We start from the raw sequence: 21,491 nt of genomic DNA, 5'->3' as shown, positions 1-21,491 counted from the left end.
ACAATTTAGCGATAATTGGTTTCTTTCAACCATTTTTCAACCACATCAATCTGCTCTTTGTTGCGCAAAGTGGGCGTGTGGCCCGCATCTGCGAATTCAACCAGCGAGGCATTGGGATGACGTTCCAACATTTTTTCTGCTGTATCTTTGGCAAAGAATTTCGATTTCTCTCCACGCAAAATCAATACGGGGCATTGGATTTTGTCCCAAGTATCCCACATATCCAAATCAAACAGTGAAATTTGGCTTCTGAATGCGTCACCAATTGCTGGGTCCATGCGCAAACGGTATTTGCCTGTGCGCGTGCGCACGCTGGCATGTTCAACCATATGTGCCCAATCATCATCGGACATGGGGTGAAACTCTGCGTAAATTTTACGCATATAGTTTTCCAAATCTTTGCGATTTCGAAATTCGCCAGACCGCCCAATGTATTCACCAATTTCCACCAATGAATCGCGGCGAATTTCAGGGCCAATATCATTCAAAATTAAGCGGCGAATGGGGGTTTGTGGCAGGCTGGCCAAAACCATCCCGATAATGCCACCCATTGATGTGCCCAACCAATCAACCTTTGGTGCATTCAATCGCGCAAGCAACACATTCATATCCGCGTTATATTGCAGGTAATCATAACCCTCGCCATTGATCAGATGATCGCTTTCACCACGCCCCACCACATCGGGGCAAATCACGCGGTATTTTTTGCACAAACGCTCCGCAAGATTGTCAAAGTCATGCCCGTTTCGCGTTACACCGTGAACACACACCAATGTATCCGCGCCTTCGCCATGTTTACCCCAATCAAGATATTTGATCCGATGAAAGCCGTTAAAGTTTAGCCCCATAACGTGGTCTTGCACATATGTTTGCGTGTTGGTCTTCAACATCACTTTTCCCTGCTATTTTATCGACTTTATTTGCGACTGTAATGCATCGATCTGTTTTTGCATTTGTTCCAACGCATCATCACGATCGCCTTTGGTCGGTTCTGCATCTGGTTCCGCGTTTTCTTCGGCGGATTTCATCAAACCAAACACGTCCCATGTTTTGCGAAACATTTCCATGTTCTGCTTTGCCATATCTTGTGATTGTTTCACAAAAGCCCCCGCATTATGGGTCATCATTTGTTGCCATGCTTGGGACATTTGCGAACGCTCTTGGGTGAAATAATTGATGGATTGCGTCAAAAATCCCGGAATCATATGACGATAGGTATCGTTATACATACGGATCAATTGTTTCTGAAATTCTAATGGGAATAAAAATTCCTGATGCTGTGTTTCCTGTTCAAAAATAATCTGATTGAGGATTGCACGTGTGATGTCTTCGCCGCTTTTGGCATCTTCAACTTTGAAATTGACGCCCTCGTTGATCAAATCAATCACGTCTTGTTGCACGATATATTTGCTATCGGCTGTGTTATATAACCGCCGGTTTGAATATTTTTTGATAACAACAGGCTTTTCCGTCTGATCCTGAGAATCAGTCGAATCGGAATGCGTTTCATTTTTCATCTTATCCGATGTCATTTTATCATCCTGCTTTGTGCAACTGCGAAAGGTTAGACGATAGAATTTATAATTTGAACCCACAATAGATCAAATAAACCGTGCCGCAGTAACGTTTTTTTCGCTCCCGCACAAAAAACGCCGCCCTGTTGTCAGGGCGGCGTCCAAAACTACAACTAAAGTTGTAGATAATTCTTAGGCAGCTTTGAACGCTGATGCATAGAACTTTTTAGTCATTTCCAAGTTGTCCTTGAAAATCTTTTGTGACAATTCAGCAAGCTCTTTGCCTTGAGTTGAATATGTTTCAGCAGATTTTGTTACTGTTGAAGAAGCTGTTTTTACAAATTCAGCAACGTCAGCAGATTTTGCCAATGCTTTTGCATCGTCAAAAGATGTTGTTACGTTTGAAACATAGTTGTCATACGCTTTTTTCGCGACAACTTCTGCACCTTTAAATGCAGATGCGTTTACTTCGATCAAACCTTCAACGAATTTTTCAGACGCTGCTGTAGACTTCGCAAAGATTTCTTGTGATTTTTCGATTGCAGAGTTGGTTACTTTTGAAACTGCTTCTGCGCTGTCAACTTTATTAGCCATGATATTTTCCTTTCAGATGCACCAGGGGAGAAACGGTGCGTTGCGGGTGAATCAATTTGTGATTCTGTTAATTTGTACACCTTACATAACACGCTTTTTGTGCATTGCAATATATTTTTTGTGCACTGCGTCATTTTTTGTTTGTGCACTGCACAATAGTAATTTAAACCCTGCTTAGAAATACGGCAATGCCTACGAAATACGCAAAACAAATGGCAGATATGCAAAAACTGCCTGATGTCGCGGCAATGTTTTTCGTGCTATGCTTGTAAAAGGGATACTTGGGTGAAAACCCGCGAGAAGACATGAAGGGAACAAGAATGTCTAAGAATACCTTGAACTCAGCGCAACAGCTGGTCAAATGTTTGGAACATGAAGGCGTAGAATACATTTTCGGAATACCAGGCGAAGAAAACATTGGCATCATGGATGCCCTACTCTCCAGTAAAATTGAATTCATCACCACACGCCACGAACAAGGTGCCGCGTTTATGGCCGATGTTTATGGTCGCCTGACAGGGCGCGCGGGTGTTTGCATGTCCACTTTGGGACCTGGTGCAACAAATCTTGTCACTGGTGTTGCGGATGCGAATATGGATCGTGCACCAATTGTTGCGATTGCGGGCCAAGGCGCCACAACACGGCTTCATAAAGAAAGCCATCAAATTTTGGATCTGGTGAATTTGTTTGACCCGATCACAAAATATTCTGTTCAAATTCTTGAACCTGAAATTGTACCAGAAGTGGTACGCAAGGCTTTTAAAAATGCCCAAGCAGAAAAGCCAGGTGCAGCATTCATCGATTTCCCCGAAAACGTCGCGGATATGGAACATGAATATATTGAACCATTGAAAGTGCAATCGCCCCAGCACCCCGTTGCACCACTTGGAAGCGCAAAACGCGTGCTAAAAGCGTTGTCAGAGGCGAAAAACCCTGTGATCATCGCAGGTAACGGTGTGATCCGTTTTGATGCATGTGATGAATTGCTGGCATTTGCAGAGGCTGCGAACGCACCCGTTGCAACCAGCTTTATGGCCAAAGGTGCAATTCCTTCATCTCATCCATTGTCAATTGGCACCGTGGGTATGAAAGCACATGATCTGGTTGCCTTTGGCATCGAAGAAAGCGATCTGGTGATCTGTATCGGTCTTGATATGGTGGAATACACGCCAAGTTTCTGGAACCCAAATGCCGATATCCGCATCATCAGCATTGATGCATCCCCAGCCGAGGTGGACACACACTTTATCCCAGACATCGGCATGGTTGGCGATATAAAAGACAGCCTGTCACGTCTGGCAAAACGTGCAAACGCACATACAGACAACACAATCACCGATTTGCATCACAGTATCAAAGCAGAGCTTTGCGCACATGCAGATGACACAGGTTTCCCTGTGAAACCCCAAAAAATCATCTGTGATTTGCGCGCGGTGATGGACCCAGAAGATATCGTGATCTCCGATGTGGGTGCACATAAAATGTGGATGGCGCGGATGTTCCAAGCCGAACGCCCGAATACCTGTATCATTTCAAACGGCTTTGCATCTATGGGCATCGCCCTACCCGGTGCGATTGCGGCAAAACTGGTTCACCCAGATCGCAACATTCTGGCCGTTGCTGGTGACAGTGGTTTCATGATGAATAACCAAGAAATCGAAACAGCGCTGCGTTTGAAATTGAACATCACGATTATCATTTTCAATGACAACAAATACGGTCTGATTGAATGGCATCAAATGCGTGAATACGGTCGTTCATCACATATCGATGTAACCAACCCTGACTTTGTAAAATTCGCCGAAAGTTTTGGCGCAAAAGGTTATTACGTGAAGCGTGCGGAAGATCTACAAGATGTGTTGAAAACCGCGATGAATGATGGCACCGTTTCAATCATCGATTGTCCGGTGGATTATTCCGAAAATATGAAACTGACAGCGCGATTGAAAACCCTAGAATCCCCCCTCGAAGGAAAATCAAAATGAAGCCGTTTAAATTTCAAACAACCAGTTCCATCCTCTCTGAGGTTGGTTCAACCGAAAAGATTGGCCAATTGATGGCCGACATGGGCTGTAAAAACGTGGCCTTTGTAACCGATAAAATGATCCTCGAACTTGGGCTTGCAGATGCGGCACTCAAAGGGATCAAAGATGCCGGTCTTGGCGTGCATGTGATTGACGATGTGGTTGCCGATCCGCCTGAAAAAATGATCCTAACCGCCGTTGAAGAAGCCAAAAAAGCAGGCATTGATGGTGTTGTTTCTGTCGGTGGTGGCTCATCCATGGATACGGCCAAATTGATTGCTGTTTTGTGCAACTCTGATCAACCAATCAGCGAAATGTATGGCGTTGGTTTGGTCAAGGGTGGGCGTCTGCCTTTGATCCTTGCACCAACAACAGCGGGTACAGGTTCCGAAGTTACACCTATTTCAATCGTAACCACTGGCGCATCAGAGAAAAAAGGCGTGGTTTCACCACAACTTTACCCTGATTGGGCAGTGTTGGATGCGGAATTGACCGTTGGTTTGCCTGCACATGTCACGGCGGCAACGGGTATTGATGCGATGGTTCACGCAATCGAAGCATATACAACAAAACACGCCAAAAACATTCTGTCCGATACTTTGGCAAAACAAGCGCTTGAATTGTTGGGTGGGTCAATCCGCACGGCCTGTACCGATGGGCAAAACCGCGAAGCACGTTCAAAAATGTTGCTCGGGTCCATGTTGGCTGGCATGTCATTTGCCAACGCACCAGTGGCGGCGGTTCATGCGCTGGCCTATCCATTGGGCGGGCATTTTCATGTGCCACACGGCCTGTCAAATGCATTGGTTTTGCCGCATGTGTTGGAATTTAACATGGCGGATGAACTTGGCGCATCGCAATACGCCGAAATCGCTCCGATCATTTTCCCAGAACTTGCAGGGAAATCCAACGCAGAAATCTGTGCGGGCATGGTCCAAGGGTTCAAGGATTTGGGTCCAGAGCTTGGCATGAAATCTACGCTAAAAGAGGTGGGTGTAAATCACAACGACCTGCCCCTATTGGCCGAAGATTCCATGAAACAAACACGTCTGTTGGTGAACAACCCACGCGAAGTCACATATGACGACGCATTGGCGATTTACACAGCAGCATTATAAACAGCAAAAGGAGAACGCGTTATGGCAGATAAAAATGACGGAATCGATCAGATCATGAAATTCTGGCAAAACAGCCAAGACGCGTTCTTGGATGCACAAAAAGAAATGGCCGAAACATTTGGCCGTGCCTTTGCCCCAAAACCCAAAGACCCGATGACAAAATCATACGAAGCATGGCAAGATTTCGTCAAAGCATGGGCACCTGGTTGGGATCCATCGGCGATGATGAAAAACCAAGCACATATGCCCAACAATCCCGCGGCATTTTATGCACTGTATGATGCATCATCATGGATGAGCAAAGCGCCTGATCAACTACGATCAATTCTAGAAAGCGTTGTCCAATTCCCAAAATTCGCCGATATGGCAGCACCTCAGGCCGAAGGTGCGGAGCAATGGCAGGAATATCTGGATTTCCAAGAGGCAACGACAGAATTTGCAAAGGTCATGCACGAAGCATGGCAACGTGCCTATAACAGCTATAGCGAAAAATTCAGCGTCGAGGATTTGAAATCTGGCAATGTGCAAAAGGCATTGGATGCATGGGTTAAAACCGCAAACGAAGAATTGCTGGATACCCAATCCACGCAAAAATTCATGGACGCACAGCGCAACATGATTTTGGCATCAAATGGGTTGAAACTTCGACAGGCTAAGCTGGCAGAAGCATGGTCAGATGCCTATCAAATGCCCACACGTTCCGAGATTGATGATTTGACCAAAACCGTCACTGAATTGAAACGTGAAATTCGTAACCTGAAACGCGAATTGGCCCAAAAGAAGTAAAAATGTCTGATACATCCCCATCCGAAGAATTCATGCAAGCCTATCAATACGCGATGGCGCAAATGATGGAGGCTGGGATAAAATCGTTCCGTTCCAGCGACATGTTGCGCAACATTACGAAGGACGAAGTGCAAATCGCACAAACCCCATCCGATGTGGTTTTTCAGGTCGATAAAGTTACCGTCAGTCGTTATCGCCCGTTGAACGATAACCCGATTGATGCCCCGCCTGTCTTGATTGCCTATGGCATGTTTGGGCGCCAAACCATGATTGATCTGCAAGAGGATCGATCACTGGTGCGCAACCTGTTGACCGCGGGTCTGGACGTTTATGTATTGGATTGGGGCAATCCAACACGTGCGGATCAATTCGTGACTTTGGATGATATGATTAACGGCTGGATGCGCGATTGCATCGAATTTTTGGTTGAAAAATCAGGCGGCCCAATCACCATGTTTGGCATTTGCGAAGGTGGCACATTCGCCACCTGTTTGGCCGCAACCCAACCCCAACTTTTCGCAGGGCTTGCCCTGACCATTACACCCGTTGATTTTAAGGGTGATCCCGAAAATTTCTGGCGCGGTGAAGGGTTTTTAAATCAGTGGTTGTCCAACTTTAGCGAAGACGACGTGAACAAGCTGGTGGACACCCACGGCAATATGCCAGGCGCACTTACGGGTGCAATGTTTTCGGCGCTGACCCCAATGAATTCCATGACGAAATACAATCTTGGACTGCAACGTCTTGATGGCGATGCGGATGCAACCTTGAACTTTTTGCGTATGGAAAAATGGATTGCTGATCGCCCCGATCATCCCGGTGCGGCCGCCAAAGAATGGTTCAACAAATTTTATCGTGAAAACCAGTTGGTGAATGGTGAATTTACATTGGATGGGCAAACCGTAGATTTGAAAAACATCTCTTGCCCTGTGATGAATATTTACGCCTTGCAAGATCACATCGTCCCGATCAGTTGCACAAAACCCCTGTCAAATTTCATCAAGCCAAAAGATTATACTGAAATCGGGTTTCCCGGTGGGCATGTCGGCGTTTTCGTCAGCCGCAAAGCCCAAGGCGTGGTCGCCCAAGGATTTGTTGACTGGGTCAACAAAACGCAGATCAAAAAGCAAAAGAAATAACGTTTCTGGGAGGAAATACAAATGGTTGATAAGGTCGTAAGCCTTGAAGAGGCCGTTGCCGTGATCGCGGATTCAGACACAATCTGCGTATCTGGTTTCGTGGGGATCGGTACACCAGAAGCATTGTTGCGCGGTCTTGCCGAACGTTATGACAAACAGGCAGAACCCAAAGACATATCCTTGTTATTTGCCGCCGCACCTGGTGACGGCAAGGATCGTGGGTTGAACCGTTTGTCGGCACCTGGTCTTGTGAAACGGGCCATTGGCGGGCATTGGTCGTTGGTTCCTAAATTGGGGCAACTTGCAGTTGCCAATAAAATTTCGGCATATAATTTGCCACTTGGTTGTATTTCACAGCTTTATCGCGACATCGCGGCGGGAAAGCCGGGCATGTTTTCCAAGGTTGGATTAAACACATTCGTTGATCCACGCCAAATTGGCGGGGCAATCAACGAAAGCTCTACTGAAAAGCTTGTGGAATTGATGGAACTGGATGGCGAAGAATGGCTATTCTATCGCTCTATCCCTATTGATGTGGCCTTTATCCGTGGCACCACCGCCGATAAAACGGGCAATATCACAATGGAACGCGAAGCATTGACCTTGGACATGCTGTCAATTGCACAGGCCGCAAAAAACAGTGGTGGCTTGGTCATCGCACAAGTTGAACGTATCTGCGCCGAAGGATCGATGAACCCACGCGAAGTGGTCGTACCAGGCAATCTGGTGGATTGTGTTGTCGTTGCGGACCCAAGCGAACATCTTCAAACCTATGACACGCCATATAATCATGCGTTTACGGGGCGTCTTCGTGGCGTTGTTGATGAACTGGCTCCTATGCCCTTCTCTGATCGCAAAATCATTGCACGACGTGCAGCGATGGAATTGCCGATCAATGGTGTTGTGAACCTTGGCATTGGGATGCCCGAAGGTGTTGGCGCCGTTGCCAACGAAGAAGAAATTCTGGATCACATCACCCTCACCACGGAAGCGGGCGTTATGGGCGGTGTACCACAATCAGGGTTGGATTTTGGCGCGGCGGTCAATGCCAATGCGATCACTCAAACCAATCAGATGTTTGATTTTTATGATGGCGGTGGATTGGATTTGGCCGTGCTTGGCATGGCGGAAGTGGACCAGCACGGCAATGTTAACGTCAGCCGATTCAAAGATCGATTTGCAGGGGCCGGCGGGTTTATCAACATTTCACAAAACGCACGTAAATTGGTGTTCGTTGGTACGTTCACTGCGCGTGGGTTACGGGTTGATTGCAAGGATCGTGAATTATCAATCACTTCCGAAGGTCAAATGCCAAAATTCATCGAACAGGTTGAACAAATCACGTTCAACGGCAAATATGCCGCCCAATTGGGGCAACAGGTTTTATACGTCACTGAACGCTGTGTATTTCGCATGACAGTGGATGGATTGGAGTTGGCAGAAGTTGCCCCAGGCATTGATATCGAACGCGATATTCTGGCGCATATGGCGTTTAAACCCATCGTCAATAATCCAAAAATCATGGACCCAGAAATTTTCGACGAACGTCGCATGAAATTGAAAAACACGCTGATTAATGTGCGTATGGAGGATCGTTTAACCTATGACGCATCCACAAATACCGTGTTTATCAATCTGGCTGGCACGGCAATTAACACGCGCGAAGATTTGGATGAGCATTACACAGTCATGCACAAATTTTTCGGCGATTTGGGCAAAAAGGTAAATATCATTTCCAACTTTGACGGTCGAACCATCGCGCCAAAACTGCGTGCTGCTTATGCTGATTTTCAGGCCGAGTTGGAAAAGAAATATTTCTTGGATGCGGCGCGTTATACCACCAGTGCATTTTTGCGCCAAAAGATGGGCCAAGATTTAAAGGCACGCGCATTAAGCCCAAATATTTTTGAAACCGCGGCAGAGGCCGCCGCGTTTATCAATGCCCAAAACAAAGGCTAGTTGACGATCAAATTACGCGCCACGCGTTCCATTAGATCGGCAACCGAATAGGGTTTCACAATAAAATCGTCTGCGCCAACATCGATGCCGCGCAGGCGATCCTCTTCTTGGCCACGTGCGGTCAGCATCAATATGGGCACGTGCGCGCCATTTTCATTTTTGCGAATTTCAGAGCAAACCTCGATACCGGACAGATGTGGTAACATCCAATCCAAGATCACTAGATCAGGCATGGTTTCGCGATACATCAACAACGCATCATCACCGCTATCAACACAGACCACACGCCATCCGTTTTTTTCCAGATTATAGCGTAGCAGCTCCGCTTGGGCGGGTTCGTCTTCGACCACCAATACCAATTGTTTGGCTGACTCAGTCATCTATTCTGCCTTTGCAAATATGGGATTACCCCTTGTCTGCATCAGCAAATAATCTGTGGATGTAACAGCATAACTACAAAATTATGCCAGTTGTGGAAAACTTTATGCGGTTTGAGCAGCGGGTAGATAGACCGAAAACGTGCTCCCCTCACCCAGCTTGCTTTTGATTTTCAGCGATCCGCGGTGATGGATCAAAATGTGTTTCACAATCGCAAGCCCCAAGCCCGTGCCGCCAATGGCGCGTGACCGCCCCTTGTCGATCCGATAAAACCGTTCGGTCAGACGCGGGATGTGAACCGGATCAATTCCATCGCCTTGATCGGTCACACAAACACAAATATGTTCATCTGATTTTTCCGCCGCACAGGCCGTCACGACAACATCCGAACCATCCGGGCTGTATTTAATGGCGTTTTCAATCAGATTTTGAAACACCTGTCCCAATTCGTTCTTGTCGCCAATGACCTTGGTTTCGCCTTTGACGATTGATACTTTGATACGTTCACGCAGATGTTCGTTTGATCCCCCCAAAGACACCACAATGTCGTTGATCACATCGGCAATATCCACAACCGCAGACGGTGCATCGCGTTCGCGTGCCTGCAGTTTTGACAAAGACAACAAATCATCAATCAGACGCGCCATGCGATCGGATTCACGTTCCATCATGCCCAAGAACCGCTCTGCGGCGACGGCATCGCCCTTGGCCGGCCCTTGAAGCGTTTCAATAAACCCAACCAATGCCGTAAGAGGGGATCGCAATTCGTGGCTTACATTGGCGACAAAATCATGGCGCATTTGTTCCGCTTCGCGGATGTGGGAAATATCCTCAAAACTTAGGATTGCATGAAGCGCATCTTTTTCCGCCTCGACTGTCATTGGGGCAACATTCACGCGAAATGACGTTGGCACGACACCTTGCAATGTTACCTCGACTTGCGTTTCAGGATCGCCGTCCAATACACGTTTCGTCGCCGTCAGACAGCGTTGATTTTCGATGATATCGCTCATCAACATATCCGCTTTGGCATTGGTAAAATGCGCCATCGACGCGGCGTTCATATATGAAATGCGCATCTTGCCATCAACGATCAGGATGGGAACAACCAGACCGTTGAGGATCGATTTAACAGACTTTTTCATCGTCCAATTTATCCAATCAGAAATTCAAAGAAATATCGCGATGATGTGCCTGACAACCCGCGACAAACAAAGCTTGATCACGTGTGAAATTGGCCTGATTGCGGATACCAATGGTGCTGCGCAGGCTGTCCTCGTAAGTGGCCAGTTGCGGAGCAATCTGTTCTTTGGCACTGGTGCGCCACGCCATCTGGGTTTCAAATTCGCTCATCGCGTTTTGCATATCTTCAATGGCATCATCAACCAAAGGCGTGGACTTGCGCAAAGCGCTACGTGCGCTGGAAATGGCACGCGCGACATCAGATGCGCCCTCGACCGCGTTAAATTCGCTCGACAGCTCTTTCAACGGATCAACCAAATCATCCGGAGCATCCACACCAACGCGTTTTTGCAACGCTTCCAATGCGGGTTTAAGGGCGGCAAAATTTTCGTTGCCTTCCAATATCACCATCATTTGTGCAATGGGCTCATATCCTTTGTTTGCCGCGGATGAATACCCGCGATACGCCGATGTTTCTTGTTTTTGCAAATCGCGGAACTCTTTTAACTTGGCCTCCCAATCAGATGGGATGGATTGCGCCAAAACATCACGTTCTTGCGCCAGTTCATCAATTTCATGTTGCAAGATAGCTTTGCGATCTTCGTTATCAAGACGGTTCATGCGATTTTCGATTTCGTCAATTTCATCGTCAAAACGGCGCATGTCGCGTTCAATCGCACGCACATGCGAATGCGTCGGGCGAAAGGTTTCTGATGCAGTTGTCACGCTGGCGGCGATAACCTCTGCATCACCCAATTTTGCAATCGCATCGGTGACGCTATCAAAGCTGGCAGAAATATCTTTTTGCATGCTTTGTGGTAAGGCCGACAGATCAATTTGGCGCGCGGTTTCGACACTTGTCAAAATTGCGTTGCCAGATGTGGCGATTTCAGTGCTCACATATTGATCAACACAATAATTCAGCTTGGGATTACGCGGGGGCGGTGCGTTTTCAGACAATAACGCCACGCGATTGGGCAGGTAATTCACCAAAGGTGGTGCAACCGACACAATAATCAGCGCCAAGATTTGCAACAGAATATAAGGGATAACCCCTTTATACATATTGATGGTTTTCACCACCGCAGGTGCAACCCCGCGCAAATAGAACAGCGCAAATCCAAAGGGTGGCGTGAGAAATGATGTTTGAATGTTCAAACCGATCATAACCCCCAGCCAAACAGCAGTCACATTCGCAGATGGGTCCGCCAACAAGATTGGCGCCACGATTGGTACAACAACCACAGCGATTTCAATAAAGTCGAGGAAAAAACCAAGCACAAAGATCACGGCCATAACGATCACGAATTTTGTCCAGAATCCACCTGGCAAACCTTCTAAGAATTCGCGAACCAAATGTTCACCGCCAAAGGCACGGAATGCCGCGGTCAAAATGGCCGCACCCAAAAGGATGATAAACACCAATGATGTTGCCTTGGCGGTTTCGATCATCACACCTTCGAGCGTGTTTTCCGTGACCAATGCGCGATAGCCGCTCCAGACCAGACCGATAATTAAACCGATGGTCGCAATCACTGCCATCGTCACACCAAACATATCAGATGATGATTTGATGTTTTTGATATTGGTATCAAAATTTGAAACGATCAGCGAAATCGCAATGATGCTCAGAACCGAAATTATTGCAGGCCAATAGGCGCGTGCCTTACCCTCTTGCAAACGATAACCAGACATCACCAACGCACCAGCGGCACCAATGGCACCCGCTTGGTTAACCGTTGCAATCCCTGCCATGATTGACCCCAAAACCAAGAAGATCAGCAACAATGGTGGAACCAAGGTGATCACAACCTTGAACGCAAATGCACGATCATATTTGCCAGTGTATTCAACTGGTGGCGCGATATTTGGGCGCAACCACGCCGCAATCAGAATATACGCCATATAAAGCCCAACCAAAACAAGCCCAGGGATAAACGCCCCAAGGAACATTTCACCCGCCGATGTGGACACCACATCAAAACTGGTTGGCATTGCGGGATCGCCTGTGTTTGCCTTGTACAATGCTTTGCGCAGGTTTGAACCTTGATCGGCGGCTGATGCCAACTGATCCGCAAGAATAATCAAAACGATAGATGGGGGAATAATTTGACCCAATGTACCCGACGCCGCAATCGTGCCTGTGGCCAAGCTTTGTGAATAGTTATTGCGCAGCATTGCAGGCAATGAAATCAAACCCATCGCAACAACCGTCGCCCCAACAATCCCTGTTGTCGCTGCCAAAAGCGCGCCAACAAAGACAACCGAAATCCCCAAACCACCTGGAACAGGGCCAAACAGATTGGCCATTGTAATCAACAGGTCTTCGGCAATTTTGGATCGCTGCAACATGATGCCCATGAAAATAAACAGCGGAATCGCAATCAAAGTATCGCGTTCAGGTTCCCAATAAACCCCGCGCAGGTTTGTCACCCCTGCCGACAACCATTGCGATGCGCCACCTTGATCAAAATAGGCAGTTGAATCACCGGTGAATAAATATCCCGTCCCTGCTGCCAGCATAATTGTAATGATGGATGATCCAGGCAATGCGAATGCAACGGGATAGCCAGAACCAAGCGCCGTTGCCATTAGTACAACCAAAATAAGTAGGAAAAACAGTTCCATTAGTGTGCTCCTGAACCGTTTGGTTCGTATTTACCTTCTTCGCCGCGATAATCCGCGACGGCCCCCATCAAATAACTGACAAATTGAATCATCATAGATATGGCGAATACGCCTAAAAACCCTGCCATCAGATATTTCACATAAAGCCCATATCCAGATTGAGTTGTTTCAAACCGCAAAATCGGGCTGTTGATGATGGATGTTTTTTGCGCCATGCCCAAAATTAAAATGGTCCAGCACAATGTCATTCCCAAGAATATTGAACCAATCGCATTGATCCAACCTTTGGATTTTTCCGCCATACCTGCGTAAAAAATATCGACCCGAACATGGCCTTCTTCCAGCAATGTAAACGCGCTGGCAAACAGGAAAAACGCGCCGTACCAAAACCGCACCAAATCTGCCATAAACGCCTGTTCGTAAGAGAAAATAAATCGGAATATCACGATCAATAATTCCGCGACAACAATCAACAATGCCAACCAATGGAACCCTTTGGTTTTGGTAAACATCGCAATGATTATGCCCAAAATCATCAGTGGCACATGCACATATGGGCCACGAAATAACGGACGGATAAGATTTTTTTCTAACTCTTCGCCAACAAGGGGCAATAACATTTCTTCGATGCGCAAGAACGAGATCACGGAATCGACCAGCCCGATCAACAGCACGATCCAAAATGCCGCGCGAATGAAAAAGACATTAATGTCGGAAATGCGAAAACTGTCCTGACGCAGGGTGCGATCTGAACTGCGTAGCACCAACATAACCGCGATGATTATTGAAACGGGATAAAGCAACATTTGCATGATCCCAATTGCGCCACCACTGAACGATGAACCGGGCAACCCAATCCAAAAGGTTGCAAATGTATTTGCCAAAAATGCAAACATGACCGCCAGATTTGACCAGCCAAGCGCACGGATGAACAAAGTGTTAGAAAAAAGTCCTGTCGAAACAGGTGACGTTGTCGTCGCCATAAAAAACTCCTGATTCACAACAGAGTATGTTGCGTTTCGAAAACAGGCCGAGACAGTTTCCCGTCTCGGCCCAAATTTCGCGGTTTTACAAACCTAGCGGTTCAAAACGTTGTTACGTTTTTGAACATATGCCGTATCTGACAACGCTGTCCATGCACCGATTTCGGCGCGTGCCTTAAGGTGGCTGTCATAGATGCGTTTAGACAAATCAGAATGATCGCGTGCTTCTTCGATCACTTCTTCTGCGGCTTCGCCGAAACCTTCGTAAACGTCATCGTTGAATTCACGCAGTTCAACACCGTGATCGTTGATCAAACGGTTCAAATACAAACCATTGTTTGCGTTTGTTTCCGCCATGGTCTGCGTGTTTTCTTCGGCGGCTGCCGCTTTGATAATTTCTTGATGGTTCTTTGAAAGACCATCCCAGAATGCTTTGTTAAAGCCAACGGCCAATTGTGCACCTGGCTCGTGCATACCAGGGAAATAGTAATATTTCGCCGCTTCATAGAACTTCATGAAATAGTCATTGAACGGGCCAACCCATTCCGTTGCATCAATCGCACCAGACACAAGGTTTTCATAAATTTGACCACCTGGCAGTGAAACTGGTGATGCACCGATTTTGGCCAGAACGTCGCCACCCAAACCTGGCATACGCATTTTCAAGCCTTTCATGTCATCAAGGCTGTTGATTTCTTTGTTGAACCAACCACCCATCTGAACACCGGTGTTACCCATTGCCAGACCTTTGACGCCAAATTCTGCGCCCAATTCATCCCACAATTCTTGACCACCTGCATAACGCATCCATGCGTCCATTTCGGTATATGTCAAACCAAATGGAATCGCTGTGAATGGTGCAAAACCTGGGTGCTTACCCTTCCAGTAATATTCCGCACCGATGTAACCTTGGGCATTGCCAGAAGCAACTTCGTCAAAGCTATCAAATGCGCCAACACGTTCGCCAGCAGCGTAATATGTTGTTTGAATTTCACCATCAGTTAGTTCTTGTACACGTGCCGCAAAACGTTGTGCAGGCAGACCCAAACCAGGGAAATCACGTGGCCATGTGGATACCAAAGCCATCTCGATTTTGCCTTGTGCTACGGACGGAGCAGCAAGTGTTGTAGCGGCGCCAGCAACTGCTGCGCCCGTTAAAAATTTCCGACGTTCCATTAAATTCCTCCCTAGGGTGCGGGGATCATATGTTTGTTCCCGCGCAGCTTCGTCAAAATACTACTTAAGCAGCATGGGCAAAGCGTAGCGAAGTTTCGCAATAACGCAAGTCTCTGATTTCGTTACGTCAAAATTTTATTACCCTTTTACACGCTTGACGTGCAATGCAGTGCGACGACCCTAAAAATTGGGCAAGTGATCAAAATTTTAGCAACATCCACAACGGACGGTGGTCGGATACATAATATTTTGCGCAAGTTCGCCAATATGACGTGGCATTTGCATCCCAAATTTCACCAAATACCACCGCATCAAAATCAAAAACCCCAGTATCCACGGTTTGCTGAACCAACCCGGGCGTGACTGCAATTTGATCATAATCATGCGAATCCGAAACATTGGTAGGGATTCGGGTTTCATGTTGCGGCAATCGCAAACCGCGATCTAACAATGCTTCAAAAATCGGATCACCATCATTTGCATGCGGCAAATTAAAATCGCCCACCGCCATGATATTTTTAGTCCACGCATTTTTGGATTTTCGCCGCAAATCACACCAGCGCGATATTGCATATGCTTCGAGTTGACGTTGTTTCAATGATAATGCGCGGTTTTGTGCGGTATCTTGTGGACCATACAACAGGTGACAATTTGCCATTAACAATCGATGATTTTCAATTTCAAAACTGCACAATAACGGATTGCGATTATACCCTTGAAACGCAACATTCGGCAGCCCATCGCCATCATCAAACGTAATATTATCACGATCGGATTCCACCACGCCCACCTCGCCCATTTTGGCACCCAGACGCACACGGCGCGTATCAAAAACATAGGCCGCGCGTTCCCCATTTCCGGCCTTGTCATTAAAGATATATGAAAAATGATTGGGTAAAACGGCCATCAATTTTTCAAAATCAATCAGGTTATCCGCAACCTCTTGGATGGCGATAATTTCAAACCAGCTGATGATTTCAGCAATCACTGCAATATCAATGTCACGCCGTTTGTGTTGCCCAAAATTGGCAATATTCCACGTGGCAATTAATACATGCCCCGCCTGACCGACATCTGGTATTTGGCGGCTATCTGCGGGGTCCGCATGCACGCGATCACGATGCGCAATCAACGCTGCAATTTGCACCGCAGCGTCATAGGTAAACTCTGGATTTGGTTTGGTAAGTGAACGCATCTGACCACCATAAAAGAACCCGTGAATTTAATCACAGGTTCTGCGTTTTCCAAAATCCAAAGACAGGGTTATTTTCGTAAATAAGTGCGCCTCATCACCAATCGCCGATATTTTCCATGGATGCCCAAGGTTCGGCCGCTGGCAATGCGTCACCTTCTTGGATCAATTCGATGGAAACATTATCGGGTGATTTCACAAATGCCATATATCCATCGCGTGGTGGGCGGTTAATCACCACGCCCGCATCCGCCAATCGTTGGCACGTTTCATAAATATTATCGACGCGATATGCCAAATGCCCCCAACTGCGCCCTGTTTCCAGTTTTTCATCGCTGTCCCAGTTATATGTAAGTTCCAATTCGGGTGCTGCGGTTTCGCGCGATGTTGTTTCATCTGCGGGTGCTGCCAGAAAAATAAGCGTGAACTTTCCCGCTGGTACCTCTTTGCGGCGCGTTTCAACCAATCCGAATTTATTCACCCAAAAATCAAGCGATTCATCCAGATCGCTGACACGTACCATCGTATGCACATAACGCATTTTACCATTCCTTATTGCGATTTTCACACCACCCTAACGCGGGCATGATGACAGGGCAATTCGGAAATAATTGACAATTCTGTGTATGCGCGGCATGGATGCGCCATGACATTTTACCAAATTATCGCCACCAGTTTTGCCATCACAATTGCATTGGTATTTTTGCTCGAACGATTTGGCAATATGCGCGAAACGGCGTTGTTAAAACGAAGCGTGCTCTATGTGTTGGCCATCGCTTTGGTGGCAATGGTTATATGGTATGTTTTGCAATTGTTGCTGTCACTGCCACCAATGACACAGGCACTTGATGTGCCTGCGATTATGCTCGGTATGTTGGCAGCGCTCGGGTTTCGCAACGCGATTGGGATCATCAAAGAACGCGCAGCCAAAAAACAAAGGCGCGATTAACGTCGCCCCGTTGGGATCACCTCGTAACCCTGCTCTTCTGGCTCATCATCCACCATTTCCGCAGGGAACCCAGGTGCCGTAATATCCAACCCAGTGGCCTGTTCCAAACGTTTGATAATGTTGGGCGATAATTCGCGTTCTCCAAATCGCGCAATGCCATCCTTGAATATTTTGATCATCAATGGGTTCATTTCCAATGGCACGCCTGCGCGGTCTGCCACGTCTTGGAATAAACCAATGTCTTTGAGCACCAAATCCATTGTGAAACTGATATCACGCGATCCATTCAGGATCACTTGGCCTTCGGTTTCATGCACAAAACTGGTGCCCGATGAAATCGCCATCGCCTCGTATGCCGTGTTCAAATCCATCCCCGCCCCCTTGGCCACGGTCAATGCTTCGCACACCGTGATCAAATTGGCAGTTGCCAAATAATTGGTTAACACTTTTAACACCGATGCCGTGCCCAAATCACCGGTATGAAGCACACGTCGCCCCAATGTGGTCAGGATCGGCAAAACCCGTTCAAAGGTGGCGCGATCACAACCGGCAAAAATACTAATGTTGCCTGTATCGGCGCGATGACACCCACCCGACACGGGGCAATCCACCGCCGCACCGCCAGCCGCAATCACCTTGGCACCCAGACGTTTGACCTCTGCTTCATCAGTTGTTGACATTTCAAGCCATATTTTTCCCGCGCCCATGGATTGCAACAATCCATTGTCACCCTCAACCACAACCGCACAGGCCGCGGGCGATGGCAAACACGTAATCACAACATCGCAATCGCGCATCAATTGCGCGGGGCTTTCGCCCGCATTGGCGCCACGTTCAACGAACCCAGCAACCAAATCCGCGTTCAAATCATGCACCATCAAATCGAAACCATTGCGCAGCAAGCTACCCGACAGTTTCCCACCCACATTGCCAAGCCCGATAAATCCTATTTTCATGAAATCTCTCCTGTTTTTCACAGCCTGATAAACACGAGATATGATTGCAATCCCAATTCCGACAGATCGCATCGTTTCCAATGTCGCAACACTGCTTTTCCATGTATTTTATGTAAAAATTGCCGCTGATGCGCTATCTCTATGGCAAGTTCACATATGAAAGGAAAACAACTATGTCTGTACGTCCTGTAAAATCCACCAGCCTTGCCCAACCCACGATGGAGGGCGCTGGCGTATCATTGCATCGCGCGTTTGGATTTCATGATCCAACCTCGCTTGATCCATTTCTGCTGTTCGACGATTTTCGCAACGAAGATCCAAGCGGTTATCAAAACGGGTTTCCGTGGCATCCGCATCGCGGCATTGAAACCATCACTTACGTTTTGTCAGGTGAGGTTGATCATGGCGACAGCCTTGGTAACACCGGCACGCTTGGCGCAGGTGATATCCAATGGATGACATCTGGGTCTGGAATCATGCACCAAGAAATGCCGCGCGGAAATGCGAATGGGCAAATGCATGGCTTTCAACTCTGGGCGAACCTACCCTCAGAATTGAAAATGACCGCACCGCGATACCAAGATGTTGAAGCCAAGGAAATTCCTGTGATCCAAGAAGATGACGGAACCGTGGTAAAGGTCATCGTGGGATCGTTCTGGGGCAAAACCGGCCCTGTTGATGGGATCGCCGCCGATCCGCAATATCTGGATATTTTTGTGCCAGCGGGTGTGAAAAAAACATTTCCTGTCGATACCTATCGCAAGGCATTCGCCTATGTGTTTGAGGGTTCTGGCATGTTTGATTATGCCTCTACCCCCACAGGTGTTTTGCTGGAAAAAGAGGTGTTCGGCCAAGAGGTGAACATTCGCGATATGTCGGGCAACCGCACATTGGTGAAATTTGACACAGGTGACAGCGTCACCGTGCAAGCGGGTGAAGAAGGCATTCGTTTTCTGTTGATTTCAGGCAAACCAATCGAGGAACCCGTCGCGTGGCACGGCCCAATCGTGATGAACACACGCGATGAATTGCGCACAGCAATTGCCGAGCTAAACAACGGTACCTTTATCAAACCAGCGCATTAAATCGCACCGACAAACCGTGCAAAACCAAAGATCAGGGCGCAGGCAAGCAATAGTTGTAAAACAAGGCTTGCGCCCCATTGAAACCGAGCGCGCGATCGATCCGCCTGCAAATCCACACCGCGGGTTTGGCGGATCACATTATCACGTGCGGCCTTGATCCGATTTTGATCGACAAAGCGGCGAAATTTTGGGTGTTTGAGCTGTTTTTCTGCCTCAAGCAAATAGGCTGCATCCTTGCTCACGCGGCGGGGTAAATACCGCCCTGCTTGTTTTAACTTGCGCTCAAACCCGTTTCCGTCAGCCTCGAATGTTTCTTCCAATGCTTTGGAAATATCGGATTTCGCACGTTCGATGTTATGTTCAGCCATGTGTCCCCCAAGACCAAAGTAACCATTGATCAAGGATACGCGCATGCCAGCACAATCACAAGTTCGAACCTATGGCATACCAATTTCCATATGATCGCCCTCGGTGAAATGGATGGTTTCATGGCGCGATTTCAGTGGTGCAAAATGACATGCACTGCATACAAAAAGGCAAATACTCAAAACCCCAAAAAACCACATAAGACACCTTTCTGCACACAGCTTGCACAGGTGTCGTTGATGGCGATTAACAGGGGGTAAAACAGTGGGGAAATATACGTTTCACATTTTATGAAAACCCATTTCATCGCGCCATCGGCAAGGCTTTACCGAGTGTAAAAACCGCGGTGGAAATTTGAAATAAGACACAGTATATTCAACGTTAAATAAGGATAAATGAATGCCCCCAATTTTGCCGAATATTCCAAAAATTATCATCTCTCTGGTCTTGCTTGCGGCGGGGATTGGGAAATTGTCTGGCAACCCTATGATGTTGGAAAGCTTCACTAAATTGGGATTACCAGAATGGTTTGGCGCATTCATCGGCACCTGCGAGGTGGCAGGTGCGATTGGTATCTGGATACGCCGCATGGCGGCGCCTGCCGCACTTGGCATCGCGTTTATCATGGTGGGGGCGATGTATTATCATTTGTCGCACACGCCCATGCAACAAGGCATCCCTGCCTTGGTGATTTTCCTATGTGCGATTTATACTTTTGTGCGCGAACGCTATCACGCGTTTTGGGCGGGATAGATCACGTTTTTAAACCGGATATGATGTGATAAGCAAAACCGCTTATCACATTGAATTTTTGAACTTATTCAAGCACGGGTTCAGTTGTTCCACCACCTGAATCATCAGATGCAATCACGGCGGCAACCACGGCCAGTAACAGCAATGGAATGACGATGTTACCAGAACCGCCAGCGGCCTCTGGCTCTGCCTCTACGATCATGGGTTCAACGTCTGGTTCGACCAAACTGCCAGCAAAGGCAGACGAGGTTGCGAACATCGCAACAGCGGCAATTGAAAATAATTTACGCATAACAAACTCCTTTGATGAAAGCACAAACATAGCACATTTTCATCCCGCAACGTAGTGACAGGGATCACACATCCAAAACCCGATTTTCCCTGTCGGACAAGCGTCGGACATCCGTAGGACATGTGGCGGACAATTGGGTGGCGGGGATTTTTATGTATTTCCGCCAGAATCTTCCCAAATTTCGTTCGTCATTGCATCACTGGATAGGTCTGTGTCGACATCGTCTTCTTCGACACGACGTCGTGTGTTTACGGGTGTCACCTCTAGCGCGCCAGCAAAGAAGCTGGCCGCCGCGAGCATCGGTACAACATAAACCATTTTTTCGGTGAGATAGGCGACACTATAAGAAGGGATCAAAACCACGGCAGCGCGAATTGCGGCAAGTTGAATGCTCATTTTCGTGTCCTATTTCAACAG

Annotated in this window: 22 protein-coding genes; 8 read left to right on the top strand and 14 right to left on the bottom strand. The window is 47.4% G+C overall.

All coding sequences use genetic code 11. From position 1 onward, the window contains the following. Positions 1–5: 5 nt before the first annotated feature. The 3 genes from BFP76_RS12640 to BFP76_RS12630 form a co-directional block, all read right to left on the bottom strand. Entirely contained in the window at positions 6–890 is an 885-nt protein-coding gene (locus BFP76_RS12640; protein WP_205661449.1) for an alpha/beta fold hydrolase, read from the bottom strand. Positions 891–902: 12 nt separating this feature from the next. Continuing rightward, positions 903–1,532, bottom strand: coding sequence for a polyhydroxyalkanoate synthesis repressor PhaR (phaR, locus tag BFP76_RS12635; RefSeq protein WP_099594305.1), 630 nt, complete (start codon positions 1,530–1,532; stop codon positions 903–905). Positions 1,533–1,706: 174 nt separating this feature from the next. Continuing rightward, complete coding sequence (locus BFP76_RS12630; protein WP_099594304.1) at positions 1,707–2,108, bottom strand: phasin family protein; 402 nt, start codon at positions 2,106–2,108, stop codon at positions 1,707–1,709. A gap of 320 nt (positions 2,109–2,428) precedes the next feature. Between BFP76_RS12630 and BFP76_RS12625 the strand changes: the two genes are divergently transcribed. Genes BFP76_RS12625 through BFP76_RS12605 form a run of 5 tightly spaced genes read left to right on the top strand, consistent with a single transcriptional unit; the run spans position 2,429 to position 9,134 of the window. Next, positions 2,429–4,093 (top strand): acetolactate synthase large subunit, encoded by a 1,665-nt coding sequence (locus tag BFP76_RS12625; protein WP_240514056.1) that lies wholly within the window; start codon positions 2,429–2,431, stop codon positions 4,091–4,093. Then, positions 4,090–5,250 (top strand): iron-containing alcohol dehydrogenase, encoded by a 1,161-nt coding sequence (locus BFP76_RS12620; protein WP_099594303.1) that lies wholly within the window; start codon positions 4,090–4,092, stop codon positions 5,248–5,250. Before BFP76_RS12625 ends, BFP76_RS12620 begins: the two co-directional genes overlap by 4 nt. 21 nt (positions 5,251–5,271) lie before the next feature. Continuing rightward, positions 5,272–6,036 carry a poly(R)-hydroxyalkanoic acid synthase subunit PhaE gene (locus tag BFP76_RS12615; protein ID WP_099594302.1) on the top strand — a complete coding sequence of 255 codons (765 nt, stop codon included), beginning with the start codon at positions 5,272–5,274 and terminating at the stop codon, positions 6,034–6,036. A 2-nt stretch (positions 6,037–6,038) separates the two neighbouring features. Beyond that, positions 6,039–7,175 (top strand): alpha/beta fold hydrolase, encoded by a 1,137-nt coding sequence (locus BFP76_RS12610; protein ID WP_099594301.1) that lies wholly within the window; start codon positions 6,039–6,041, stop codon positions 7,173–7,175. A 21-nt stretch (positions 7,176–7,196) separates the two neighbouring features. Next, a complete protein-coding gene (locus tag BFP76_RS12605; protein ID WP_099594300.1) occupies positions 7,197–9,134 on the top strand; it encodes an acyl CoA:acetate/3-ketoacid CoA transferase in 1,938 nt (645 codons plus the stop codon). On the opposite strand, the gene BFP76_RS12600 is transcribed toward BFP76_RS12605, so the two are convergent. From BFP76_RS12600 to BFP76_RS12570, 7 genes are all read right to left on the bottom strand, one after another. After that, positions 9,131–9,514: a response regulator gene (locus BFP76_RS12600; RefSeq protein ID WP_099594299.1), complete on the bottom strand. Its 384-nt coding sequence runs from the start codon at positions 9,512–9,514 to the stop codon at positions 9,131–9,133. The genes BFP76_RS12605 and BFP76_RS12600 overlap by 4 nt on opposite strands. 102 nt (positions 9,515–9,616) lie before the next feature. Then, complete coding sequence (locus BFP76_RS12595; protein WP_099594298.1) at positions 9,617–10,657, bottom strand: sensor histidine kinase; 1,041 nt, start codon at positions 10,655–10,657, stop codon at positions 9,617–9,619. A 16-nt stretch (positions 10,658–10,673) separates the two neighbouring features. Next, positions 10,674–13,322 (bottom strand): TRAP transporter large permease, encoded by a 2,649-nt coding sequence (locus BFP76_RS12590; RefSeq protein WP_099594297.1) that lies wholly within the window; start codon positions 13,320–13,322, stop codon positions 10,674–10,676. Then, entirely contained in the window at positions 13,322–14,305 is a 984-nt protein-coding gene (locus BFP76_RS12585) for a TRAP transporter small permease subunit (protein ID WP_099594296.1), read from the bottom strand. Before BFP76_RS12585 ends, BFP76_RS12590 begins: the two co-directional genes overlap by 1 nt. A gap of 93 nt (positions 14,306–14,398) precedes the next feature. Then, on the bottom strand, positions 14,399–15,481 hold the full coding sequence (locus BFP76_RS12580; RefSeq protein ID WP_099594295.1) for a TRAP transporter substrate-binding protein: 1,083 nt from the start codon (positions 15,479–15,481) through the stop codon (positions 14,399–14,401). Positions 15,482–15,680: 199 nt separating this feature from the next. Further along, positions 15,681–16,676, bottom strand: a complete 996-nt coding sequence (locus BFP76_RS12575; protein ID WP_099594294.1) for an endonuclease/exonuclease/phosphatase family protein — start codon at positions 16,674–16,676, stop codon at positions 15,681–15,683. A 94-nt stretch (positions 16,677–16,770) separates the two neighbouring features. Next, complete coding sequence (locus BFP76_RS12570; RefSeq protein ID WP_099594293.1) at positions 16,771–17,214, bottom strand: VOC family protein; 444 nt, start codon at positions 17,212–17,214, stop codon at positions 16,771–16,773. A 105-nt stretch (positions 17,215–17,319) separates the two neighbouring features. Here BFP76_RS12570 and BFP76_RS12565 point away from each other — a divergent pair, with 105 nt between their 5' ends. Then, positions 17,320–17,622, top strand: coding sequence for a hypothetical protein (locus BFP76_RS12565; RefSeq protein ID WP_099594292.1), 303 nt, complete (start codon positions 17,320–17,322; stop codon positions 17,620–17,622). On the opposite strand, the gene BFP76_RS12560 is transcribed toward BFP76_RS12565, so the two are convergent. Next, positions 17,619–18,578, bottom strand: coding sequence for an NAD(P)-dependent oxidoreductase (locus tag BFP76_RS12560; RefSeq protein WP_099594291.1), 960 nt, complete (start codon positions 18,576–18,578; stop codon positions 17,619–17,621). The two genes, BFP76_RS12565 and BFP76_RS12560, sit on opposite strands and share 4 nt — an antisense overlap. A 173-nt stretch (positions 18,579–18,751) precedes the next feature. Here BFP76_RS12560 and BFP76_RS12555 point away from each other — a divergent pair, with 173 nt between their 5' ends. Beyond that, the gene (locus BFP76_RS12555) at positions 18,752–19,663 is read left to right on the top strand and encodes a pirin family protein (protein WP_099594290.1); all 912 of its coding nucleotides are present in this window, start codon (positions 18,752–18,754) and stop codon (positions 19,661–19,663) included. Here BFP76_RS12555 and BFP76_RS12550 read toward each other — a convergent pair. Beyond that, positions 19,660–20,031 carry a hypothetical protein gene (locus BFP76_RS12550; RefSeq protein ID WP_133117436.1) on the bottom strand — a complete coding sequence of 124 codons (372 nt, stop codon included), beginning with the start codon at positions 20,029–20,031 and terminating at the stop codon, positions 19,660–19,662. The two genes, BFP76_RS12555 and BFP76_RS12550, sit on opposite strands and share 4 nt — an antisense overlap. Before the next feature lie 397 nt (positions 20,032–20,428). On the opposite strand from BFP76_RS12550, the gene BFP76_RS12545 reads away from it, so the two are divergent. Further along, positions 20,429–20,782: a DoxX family protein gene (locus BFP76_RS12545; protein WP_099594288.1), complete on the top strand. Its 354-nt coding sequence runs from the start codon at positions 20,429–20,431 to the stop codon at positions 20,780–20,782. A 64-nt stretch (positions 20,783–20,846) separates the two neighbouring features. On the opposite strand, the gene BFP76_RS12540 is transcribed toward BFP76_RS12545, so the two are convergent. Both BFP76_RS12540 and BFP76_RS12535 read right to left on the bottom strand, forming a co-directional pair. Further along, on the bottom strand, positions 20,847–21,074 hold the full coding sequence (locus tag BFP76_RS12540) for a hypothetical protein (protein WP_099594321.1): 228 nt from the start codon (positions 21,072–21,074) through the stop codon (positions 20,847–20,849). 150 nt (positions 21,075–21,224) lie between these two features. Next, on the bottom strand, positions 21,225–21,470 hold the full coding sequence (locus BFP76_RS12535) for a hypothetical protein (protein WP_099594287.1): 246 nt from the start codon (positions 21,468–21,470) through the stop codon (positions 21,225–21,227). Between the last annotated feature and the right edge of the window lie 21 nt (positions 21,471–21,491).

The sequence above is a fragment of the Paramylibacter kogurei genome, assembly GCF_002742285.1.
Classification (GTDB): Bacteria; Pseudomonadota; Alphaproteobacteria; order Rhodobacterales; family Rhodobacteraceae; genus Amylibacter; species Amylibacter kogurei.
This window is presented reverse-complemented; position numbering and strand designations above follow the sequence as displayed.